Source organism: Kitasatospora sp. NPDC049285 (genome assembly GCF_040678815.1).
GTDB lineage: Bacteria > Actinomycetota > Actinomycetes > Streptomycetales > Streptomycetaceae > Kitasatospora.
Genome location: NZ_JBFAQR010000001.1, coordinates 399,432 through 409,035 on the forward strand (window position 1 = coordinate 399,432; position 9,604 = coordinate 409,035).

At 73.0% G+C, this 9,604-nt stretch carries 7 protein-coding genes; 2 read left to right on the top strand and 5 right to left on the bottom strand.

Annotated elements, in window-relative coordinates:
- Window positions 1-28: 28 nt before the first annotated feature.
- Window positions 29-2,113 (bottom strand): prolyl oligopeptidase family serine peptidase, encoded by a 2,085-nt coding sequence (locus AB0K51_RS01710; protein ID WP_363449301.1) that lies wholly within the window; start codon window positions 2,111-2,113, stop codon window positions 29-31.
- A gap of 83 nt (window positions 2,114-2,196) precedes the next feature.
- On the opposite strand from AB0K51_RS01710, the gene AB0K51_RS01715 reads away from it, so the two are divergent.
- Complete coding sequence (locus AB0K51_RS01715) at window positions 2,197-3,354, top strand: aminotransferase class V-fold PLP-dependent enzyme (protein WP_363449303.1); 1,158 nt, start codon at window positions 2,197-2,199, stop codon at window positions 3,352-3,354.
- A gap of 22 nt (window positions 3,355-3,376) precedes the next feature.
- Here the strand turns inward: AB0K51_RS01715 and AB0K51_RS01720 are convergent, their stop codons facing one another.
- Window positions 3,377-3,706: a metalloregulator ArsR/SmtB family transcription factor gene (locus AB0K51_RS01720; protein ID WP_363449305.1), complete on the bottom strand. Its 330-nt coding sequence runs from the start codon at window positions 3,704-3,706 to the stop codon at window positions 3,377-3,379.
- A gap of 43 nt (window positions 3,707-3,749) precedes the next feature.
- Complete coding sequence (locus AB0K51_RS01725) at window positions 3,750-4,124, bottom strand: hypothetical protein (protein WP_363449307.1); 375 nt, start codon at window positions 4,122-4,124, stop codon at window positions 3,750-3,752.
- A 416-nt stretch (window positions 4,125-4,540) separates the two neighbouring features.
- Here AB0K51_RS01725 and AB0K51_RS01730 point away from each other — a divergent pair, with 416 nt between their 5' ends.
- Window positions 4,541-7,372, top strand: coding sequence for a DEAD/DEAH box helicase (locus AB0K51_RS01730; protein WP_363449352.1), 2,832 nt, complete (start codon window positions 4,541-4,543; stop codon window positions 7,370-7,372).
- Between the two features lie 102 nt (window positions 7,373-7,474).
- Here the strand turns inward: AB0K51_RS01730 and AB0K51_RS01735 are convergent, their stop codons facing one another.
- Window positions 7,475-8,515, bottom strand: a complete 1,041-nt coding sequence (locus AB0K51_RS01735; protein WP_363449309.1) for a sphingomyelin phosphodiesterase — start codon at window positions 8,513-8,515, stop codon at window positions 7,475-7,477.
- 182 nt (window positions 8,516-8,697) lie between these two features.
- Window positions 8,698-9,459 carry an SDR family NAD(P)-dependent oxidoreductase gene (locus AB0K51_RS01740; RefSeq protein WP_363449311.1) on the bottom strand — a complete coding sequence of 254 codons (762 nt, stop codon included), beginning with the start codon at window positions 9,457-9,459 and terminating at the stop codon, window positions 8,698-8,700.
- Window positions 9,460-9,604 lie beyond the last annotated feature (145 nt).

Below are 9,604 nucleotides of genomic sequence, written 5' to 3' on the forward strand. Positions count from 1 at the left end.
TGGTGGGTAATATTTCACATGTCATCCACTACTGGGAAGGGTTGGCACCCAACTCCCGGCGCAGGAAGTCGAGTTCCACCGCCGCGACCTGCTCCATGACCCCGTTCGGCGTCATGTGGCTCACCCCCGGCAGCGGCAGCACGCCGTGCGGCCGTCCGGCCCGGGTCAGCGCCTCGGAGAGCAGCAGGGTGTGCGAGGGGTGCACGTTGTCGTCCGCCAGCCCGTGGATCAGCAGCAGCGGACGGCGCAGTGACGGCGCGTCGGGGATCAGGCAGTCCGCCAGGTACCCCTCCGCGTTGTCCTGCGGCAGGCCCAGGTAGCGCTCGGTGTACGCGGTGTCGTACAGCCGGAAGTCGGTCGGCGGGGCGCCCGCACTGCCCGCGTGGAAGACGTCCGGGCGGCGCAGCACCGCGAGCGCCGCGAAGTAGCCGCCGTACGACCAGCCGCGCACGCCGACCCGGGCCAGGTCCAGGTCCGGGTGGTCCGCGGCGAGCGCCCGCAGCGCGGCGACCTGGTCGTCCAGCGCGACCTGGGAGAAGCGCCGGAAGATCGCCCGGGTGAAGTCCGGCGAGACGAACGGGGTGCCCCGGTTGTCGACGGTGACCACCGCGAAGCCCTGGTCGGCCCACCACTGCTTGAGCTGCCAGCGCCGCGGCTCGTTCGCCACCGCCTGGTAGCCCGGGCCGCCGTACACGTCCAGCAGCACCGGCAGCCGGCGCCCGGCGCGGTGTCCGCGCGGGTACAGCACCGCGGAGGGCAGACCGAGTTCGGTCACCCGGGCGAGCTGCGGCCGGGCCCGGTAGGGGAGTTCGGCCGCCAGGTCGGGGAAGGCGGAGACCGTGCCCGCGTGCCGCAGCTCGCGGCGGACGCCGTCCTGGGAGGCGGAGGTGAGCAGCAGCGTCGAGTCGGCGTGCGCGGCCACCGCGTGCACGCCCGCGCCCCCGGTGAGCTTCTCCAGGGCGCCGGTGTGCGGGTCCAGCAGGAAGACCTGCTGGTCGGCCGGGTCGCCGTCGCCGGCCTCGATCAGCAGCCGGCCGTCCCGGTACGGGCCGACCACCCGGCGGACCTGGAGCCGCTCGTCGGTGAGGATCTTCCCGTCCAGCGCCACGCCGCGCGCGGCCGGGGTGTCGGCGGAGGTCAGCACCCGGCCGTCGGCCAGCCGCAGCGGGGTGCCCGGCAGCGGGTCCACCCAGAACTCGTCCTCGGTGCGGGAGAGTTCACGCGTCGTCCCGCTCACCGGGTCGGCGCTCAGCAGCACCACGCGCTGCTGCAGCCGGTCCGCGACGGTCAGCAGGATCTCCCCGTCGCCCTCCCAGCCCGCCGCCGTCACGTACGGGAAGGCGCCGTCGTCCCAGCGCAGCCGCACCCGCCCGCCGTCCAGCCGCAGCACCCAGAGCTGGACGTCCGCGTTGGGGCCGCCCGCCTGCGGGTAGGCGAAGGACTCCGGGGCCCGCTCCGGGTACGCCGGGTCGGCGAAGTGCCGCAGCGGCAGCGCCGACTCGTCGACCCGGGCGGCCAGCAGCGCGGCGCCGTCCGGCGACCACCAGTGCCCGCGGGTGCGGCCCAGCTCCTCGGCGGCGGCGAACTCCGCCACGCCCCAGACCGCGTCGTCCGCCGGGCTGAGCGGGCCGCCCGGGGACAGCTGCAGCGCCCCGTCGGCCACGTACGCCGTCACCGAGCCGTCGGCGTTCGGCCGCGGGTCGAACGCGGGCCCGGCGACCGGGAGTTCGACGCACTCGCGGGTCGCGGTGTCCACCCGGAAGACCCGTCCGTCCAGCGCGAAGACCGCCGCCGAGAGGTCCGCGGTGGCCGCGAAGGAGCCGATGCCGGGCGCCCAGAGCCGCACCCGCTCACGCAGCCGCCGCTCCAGCGGCGGCAGTTCGGCCGGGTCGCCGGAGCGCTCCGGGGCCAGTGTCAACGGGTCGGCGAGCAGCGTCTCCTGACGGGTCGTCAGGTCGTAGCTCCAGAGCCGCTCCACCGGGTCGGTCGGACCGGTGGAGCGCAGGAACAGGGCACGGCTGCCGTCGGCGGCGAGGGTGACGGCACGGGGGGAGCCGTAGCTGAAGCGGCCGGTGGCGGCGCTCAGCGCGAGGTAGGGGTCGGTGTGAGTCACCCGCCGATGGTTGCCGTGCCAGGGCCGGTTCGGCTAGAAGTATGACGTGTGAAATGTCACACAGCATCGAGAAGGGGTCCGCGATGACCACCCCACCGCTCCCCGGGAGCGCCGCGCTCTTCGGGCTCGACCCGGCGATCGCCCACCTCAACCACGGCTCCTACGGCGCCGTGCCCGTTCCGGTCCAGCGCCTGCAGGCGACCCTGCGCGCCGAGCAGGAGCGCGACCCCGACGGCTTCTTCCTCGACCTGCCCGAGCGCATCGGCCGGGCCCGCGCCGAGGTCGCCGCCGCACTCGGCGGCGACCCCGGCCGGCTCGCGCTGCTCACCAACGTCACCGAGGGCGTCGCCGTCGCCCTGGAGTCCGTCCCGCTCCGCGCGGGCGAGCGGATCCTGGTCACCGACCACGGCTACGGCGTGGTCACCCGGGCCGCCGAACGCCGCGCCGCCGAGACCGGCGCCGAGGTGCACTGCGTCCGGCTCTCCCCGCACACCCCCGACGAGGCCGCCGTCGCCGAGCGGGTGCTCGCCGCCGTCACCGACCGCACCAGGGTCGCCGTGCTCGACCTGGTCAGCTCGCCCACCGCACGCGCGATCGCCACCCCCGCCCTGCTGGCCGCGCTGCGCGAACGCGGCGTCACCACCGTGGTGGACGCCGCGCACGCTCCCGGCCTGCTCCCCGTCGACCTCGGGGGTGCGGCCGGCGGCGCCGACTTCTGGATCGGCAACCTGCACAAGTGGGCGTTCGCCCCGCGGGCCGCCGCCGTGCTCGCCGTCGCCCGGCCCTGGCCCGCCCGGGTCCGCCCGCTGACGTACTCCTGGGAGCACGAGCGCGGCTTCCCCTGGCGGGTCGAGTGGCGCGGCACCTGCGACTACACGCCGTGGCTGGCCGCCCCCGCCGGGTTCGCCCTGCTGGAACGGCTCGGCGCCGACCGGGTCCGCGCCCACAACGAGCAACTCGCCGTCCACGGCCAGCGGTTGCTGGTCGAACGGGCCGGACTGCGGGCCCTGCCCGGGCAGCCCGGCGTGGCCATGCGGACGGTGCGACTGCCCCCCGGCATCGCCGAGGAGGAGCACACCGCCCGGGCCCTGATGGTCGCCGTCCACCGCGCCCTGCACACCCGGATCGCCGTCCGCCCCTGGCCCGGCGGCGGCATCCTGCGGATCAGCGCCCAGCTCTACAACCGCCCCGAGGAGTACGCCCGGCTCGCCGACGGGCTGCCCCGGCTGGTCACCCGTTAGACGCGGGGGAGCGCGCCGCCCGTCAGCGGGAGGCGCGCAGCTCCTCCAGCAGCATGCCCTGGTCGGCGAGCAGTTCGGTGAGGATCCGCCGCGCCGTCCGGAGCAGCTCGGCGACGTCCGCCCCGGCGAGGGCGTACACCACGGTGGAGCCCTCCCGGGTCGCGGTCACCAGCCCGGACCGGCGCAGCTGGGCGAGCTGTTGGGAGAGGCTGGACGGTTCGATGTCCAGCTCCGCCAGCAGGTCGCGCACGGGCGTCGGTCCGGCCTGGAGCAGTTCCAACACCCGGATCCGGACCGGGTGCCCGAGCATCCGGAAGAACTCGGCCTTGGCCTGGTACAGCGGTACGGGCATGCTTCCTCCCCTTTCCGGCGGCTCGTCAGCCGCCGTCCCGCGCTCAGACCTCCAAGGACGCCTCGATCCGCTTCAACTGGTGCCGGGCCATCGCCAGGTTGGACCGGCTGCGGTTCAGCGCGAGGTAGAGGAACAGACCTCGCCCGCTCGACGTGGTCAGCGGTCGGATCAAGTGGTACTGGCCGGTCAGGGTGACCAGGATGTCCTCGATGCCGTCCTCATGGAGATTGAGCATTTCCATCGCCCGCATCTTGGCACGGACGAGGTCCGTGTTGGCGGCTGCGGCGACGTTCAGGTCGATCTCCCCGCCGTCGCCGAGCGTTCCCAGCGCCATCCCGCTGCCGTAGTCCACCAGGGCCACTCCGATGGCACCCTCGATGGTCATGGCTTCCTTGAGCGTGGTCTCCAGATTCGCCATCGCGCCTGTCCTCCTGTCATGGCGTGGATCGGTGGCACGACTGTAGGAACGGGATCGCTCCAGATCTGACTGTTGATCAGAATCCTTCGAAGCTGGCCGACCTTCGATCATTTGGCGGCGAACCTCCGACCACATGAAGACATTTGCAACTCAGGATGTGAACAGTTGACGGTCCCGGCATCCCGGGCGACCCCGGAGCGTGTCCCTCCGGTCGCACGGCGCAGCGGAAAAATCGGTGCTGTTGATGTCAGTCCAGACGGGTAATCTCAGGCTGAGATGCTCGATCACACCAACCACACCCGCTGCGCCCCGTCGCCGCTCCCGGCCACGGCCCCGCAGCCGCAGGCGTCGCCGTCTGCGACCCCGTCCAGCCACACTCACGGGAAGACAAGGTGACGCCAGTGCCCGGCACCCCCATGCCCGAAGAGCAGCTCAGCCCCGCCGAGGCGTACGCCGCCTCGCGCGCCCGGGCCAAGGAGCAGGCCACCGCGCTCTACGGTTTCCAGCAGCTGTACGACTTCCCGCTCGACGACTTCCAGCTGGAGGCCTGCGAGACGCTGGAGGCCGGCCAGGGCGTGCTGGTCGCCGCGCCGACCGGCAGCGGCAAGACCATCGTCGGCGAGTTCGCCGTCCACCTGGCGCTGGCGAGCGGCCGCAAGTGCTTCTACACCACGCCGATCAAGGCGCTCTCCAACCAGAAGTACGGCGACCTGGTCAAGCGCTACGGCGCCGCCAAGGTCGGCCTGCTGACCGGCGACAACTCGGTCAACGGCGACGCGCCCGTGGTGGTGATGACCACCGAGGTGCTGCGCAACATGCTGTACGCGGGTTCCAGCGCCCTCGACGGCCTCGGCTACGTGGTGATGGACGAGGTGCACTACCTCGCCGACCGGTTCCGCGGCGCGGTCTGGGAGGAGGTCATCATCCACCTCCCCGAGTCGGTGACCCTGGTGTCGCTCTCCGCGACCGTCTCCAACGCCGAGGAGTTCGGCGACTGGCTGGACACCGTCCGCGGCGGCACCAAGGTGATCGTCTCCGAGCACCGCCCCGTCCCGCTGTGGCAGCACGTGATGGCCGGCAACCGGATGTACGACCTGTTCGCCAGCCCGGACCGGGACGGCCGGCCGAAGGGCAGCCTGAAGAACCCCGCCAAGGCGGTCAACCCCGAACTGGTGCGGCTGGCCCGGGCGGAGAACGACCGCACCGGCCGGGACCGGTTCGCCCGCGGCCGCGGCCGCTCGATGCCGGCCGGGCGCCCCGGCCGGGTCTGGACGCCGGGCCGGGTCGACGTGATCGACCGGCTCGACGCCGAGGGCCTGCTGCCCGCGATCACCTTCATCTTCAGCCGGGCCGGCTGCGAGGCCGCCGTCCAGCAGTGCCTCAGCTCCGGCCTGCGGCTCAACCGCGAGGCCGACCGGGAGACCGTCCGGCAGATCGTCGAGGAGCGCTGCCGCGACATCCCCGACGAGGACCTGCACGTCCTCGGCTACTTCGAGTGGCTGGACGGCCTGGAGCGCGGCATCGCCGCCCACCACGCCGGCATGCTGCCGCGGTTCAAGGAGGTCGTCGAGGAGCTGTTCGTCAAGGGCCTGGTCAAGGCGGTCTTCGCCACCGAGACCCTCGCCCTCGGCATCAACATGCCCGCCCGCTCGGTGGTCATGGAGAAGCTGGTCAAGTGGAACGGCGAGACCCACGCCGACATCACCCCCGGCGAGTACACCCAGCTCACCGGCCGGGCCGGGCGCCGCGGCATCGACGTCGAGGGCCACGCCGTGGTGCTCTGGCAGCGCGGCCTCGACCCGGAGGCGCTGGCCGGCCTGGCCGGCACCCGCACCTACCCGCTGAAGTCCTCCTTCCGCCCGTCCTACAACATGGCCGTCAACCTGGTCGGCCAGTTCGGGCGGCACCGCTCGCGCGAGCTGCTGGAAACCTCGTTCGCCCAGTTCCAGGCCGACCGCTCGGTGGTCGGCATCGCCCGCCAGGTCCAGCGCAACGAAGAGGGCCTCGAGGGCTACCGCGAGTCGATGACCTGTCACCTCGGCGACTTCGACGAGTACATGAGCCTGCGTCGGCAGCTCAAGGACCGCGAGAACGAGCTCGCCCGCGAGGGCAGCAGCCAGCGCCGCAACGCCGCGGTCGAGGCCCTCGAGCAGCTCAAGCCCGGCGACGTGATCCACGTCCCCACCGGCAAGTTCGCCGGACTCGCCCTGGTCCTCGACCCCGGCCTGCCGCCGGTCGGCAAGCACGGCCGCGGCGGCCCGCGCCACCCCGACTTCCAGGACGGCCCGCGCCCCGTCGTGCTCACCGCCGAGCGCCAGGTCAAGCGCCTCGCGATGATCGACTTCCCGTACCCCGTCACCGCCATCGAGCGGCTGCGGATCCCCAAGTCCTTCAACCCGCGCAGCCCGCAGTCCCGCCGCGACCTGGCCTCCGCGCTGCGCACCAAGGCCGGCCACCTGGAGCCCGAGCGCTACCGCAAGGGCCGGGCCGCCGCCGCCGACGACCCGGAGATCGCCCGGCTGCGCGCCACGCTGCGCCAGCACCCGTGCCACGGCTGCAACGAGCGGGAGGACCACGCCCGCTGGTCCGAGCGCTACCACCGCCTCCACCGCGACACCGAACTGCTGGAACGCCGGATGCGCTCCCGCACCCACACCATCGCCCGCACCTTCGACCGGGTCTGCGGCCTGCTCGCCGACCTCGGCTACCTGAGCGGCGACACCGTCACCGACGACGGCAAGCGCCTGGCCCGGCTCTACGGCGAACTCGACCTGCTCGCCTCCGAGTGCATCCGCGAAGGCGTCTGGGACGGCCTCGCCGCCGCCGAACTCGCCGCCTGCGCCTCCGCGTTGGTGTACGAGTCGCGGCAGTCCGACGACGCCACCGCGCCGCGCGTCCCGGAGGGCGGCGCCAAGGAGGCGCTCGGCCGGATGATCCGGATCTGGGGCCACCTGGACGCGCTGGAGGAGCAGCACAAGATCTCCACCGCCGAGGGCGTCGGCCAGCGCGAGCCCGACCTCGGCTTCGCCTGGGCCGCCTACCGCTGGGCGCTCGGCCACAGCCTGGACGCCGTCCTGCGCGACGCCGACATGCCGGCCGGCGACTTCGTCCGCTGGACCAAGCAGCTGATCGACGTGCTCGGCCAGATCCAGGACGCGGCCGGCGACAACACCGAGCTGCGCAAGACCGCCCGCAAGGCGGTCGACGGCATGCGCCGCGGCATCATCGCCTACTCCTCGGTGGGCTAAGCAACGCGCACCACCAGGGTCGCGGGGAACTGCGCGAGTCGGAAGGCGCAGACGGTAAGGTCCGTCCACCAGCAGCCAGTTGCCGGTGGACGGACCTACAACTCACAGCTGGAACGTCGCCTCCACCGGGTAGTGGTCCGACGGCGACTGCGTGTCCAGCTGCCCGGCGGTCCACCCGGCCTGCGGGTCGAAGTCCACCTTCACCCGGGGGAGCGCCGCAGGCACCGCGCGGCCCGGCGCGTTGAGGTACCCGAGGTAGTCCAGGTCGTCCCGGTAGTCGACCGGGAAGGTCTCCACCCCGGACATGAACTGGCACCAGGCCGAGACCGAGCAGTCCATCGTGGTGTACACGGCCGCCGGGTCGGTCGCCGGGGTGCCGAGCGCACCGCCCACCGCGGCCTGCGCGTCGGCGTAGTCGCCGCGCGACTGGCCGTGCAGGTACTCGACGTTGAGGTCGCCGCCGATCAGCACCGGAGCGGCCGCGCCCGCGACGCCGTTCACCCAGGAGCGGATCTCGGCGAGCTGCCCGAGCCGGGTGGACTGGGTGGTGTCGGTGGAGGTGCCGTCCTCGTCGGCCTGCAGGTGGGTGCCGACCACCCAGGTGTCGACGCCGTTCTTGTTGATCTTCGCGAGGGCGGCGCCCTTGTTCGCGTGGTAGTCCCAGGTGCCGTAGGTGGAGTTGGCGAAGACCCGGGCGTACTGGGCGGTGATCGGGTACTTGGACAGGATCTGCGTCCCGCCGTTGATCACGAACCAGGAGGTGGAGCAGTTGCCGCTGACGCCGCTCCAGCCGCCGCCCGAGCAGACCTGGCCGACCACCGGGGTGCGGTACGGGTAGAGGTCGGCGAGCTTGGCGTCGATGTCGGCGGTGGCCGAGGAGTTGAAGGACTCGTCGAGCACCACCACGTCCGCGTTGTGCTTGCGCAGGATGGACTCGATGACCGGGGTGCGCTGGGCGGCGCGCTCGTTCTGGGTGGAGTCGACGATCGGGGTGGCCAGGTCGACGTTCCAGGCCAGCACCGAGAGGCTGGTGCCGGACGAGGTGGTGGTGGCCGGGACGGTGGCGGCGGACGCGGTCTGCGTGGCGCAACCGACCAGGGCGGCGAACGCGGCCAGGGCGGCCGCCGAACGACGCGAAAGCATAAGGATCTCCTGAGGGTCCGTCAGGGAGGGCGGGGCGCACCGTCCGTGGCGATGGCCCCGTTCATGACACCCGGGAGACTAGCTACCGGCCGGTAGGCCGTGGGGAAACGCCGAAGGAGCAGTTCCCCTCGATTCCGTGTCGGCAAGATGTCTGTACAGCTTAGGGGTGTACAGACAACTCCTCACTGCGCCAGGTAGCCGCCGTCCACCGGCAGCACCGCGCCCGTGACGAAGGAGGCGTCCGCCGAGGCCAGGAAGACGATCGCCGCCGCGACCTCCTCCGGCCGCCCCAGCCGGCCCATCGGGTGCAGCTTCTCGATCGCGGCCAGGTACTCCGACCCGCCGGGCTCCTCCGGTAGCCGGGCCACCCGCTCGGTGCGGATGGTGCCCGGCGCCACCGCGTTGACCCGGATGCCGCGGGCCGCCCACTCCACCGCCAGGTGCTTGGTCAGCCCGGACGCGACGAACTTGGCCGGGCCGTACACCGCCTGGCCCTGCTGGCCGGCCTCGCCGGAGATCGACGACACGCAGACGACCGCCCCGCCCCGGCCGCCGCGCAGCATCGCCTCGATGGCGTACTTGCAGGTCAGGAACATGCCCCGGCCGTCCACCGCCATCACCCGGTCGAAGTCCTCGGCCTCCGCCTCGGTGATCTCCCCGAGCGGCAGCACCCCGGCGTTGGCCACCGCCACGTCCAGCCCGCCGAAGCGCTGCTCCGCGGCGTCCACCATCCGCCGGACGTCCGCCGCCTCGGCCACGTCCCCGACCACGGTGACCAGTTCGGCGCCGGGCAGCGCCGCGGCCAGCCGCTCCAGACCGGCGGCGTCGATGTCCGAGGCCACCAAGCGGGCGCCCTCCGCGCAGAACCGCACCGCGGTCGCCCGCCCGATGCCGCTCGCCGCACCGGTCACCAGACACGCCCGCCCCGCCAGTACCCCGGACATCCGAACCTCCCGCGCACGCCGCACACCTGACGATCCGTCAAGGTATCGGCGGGCCTGGCCCGGTCCGGTGAGGCGCGCCACCGCGGCGGCACTCTCCTCGGTGGTGGACCGGATGCGGGCACTCGGCCTGATCGACGACTTCACC

Coding starts and splice junctions, on each gene's coding strand:
- AB0K51_RS01715 (WP_363449303.1), top strand. CDS start 2,197: ATGACCACCCCACCGCTCCCCGGGAGCGCCGCGCTCTTCGGGCTCGAC.
- AB0K51_RS01720 (WP_363449305.1), bottom strand. CDS start 3,706: ATGCCCGTACCGCTGTACCAGGCCAAGGCCGAGTTCTTCCGGATGCTC.
- AB0K51_RS01725 (WP_363449307.1), bottom strand. CDS start 4,124: ATGGCGAATCTGGAGACCACGCTCAAGGAAGCCATGACCATCGAGGGT.
- AB0K51_RS01730 (WP_363449352.1), top strand. CDS start 4,541: ATGCCCGAAGAGCAGCTCAGCCCCGCCGAGGCGTACGCCGCCTCGCGC.
- AB0K51_RS01735 (WP_363449309.1), bottom strand. CDS start 8,515: ATGCTTTCGCGTCGTTCGGCGGCCGCCCTGGCCGCGTTCGCCGCCCTG.
- AB0K51_RS01740 (WP_363449311.1), bottom strand. CDS start 9,459: ATGTCCGGGGTACTGGCGGGGCGGGCGTGTCTGGTGACCGGTGCGGCG.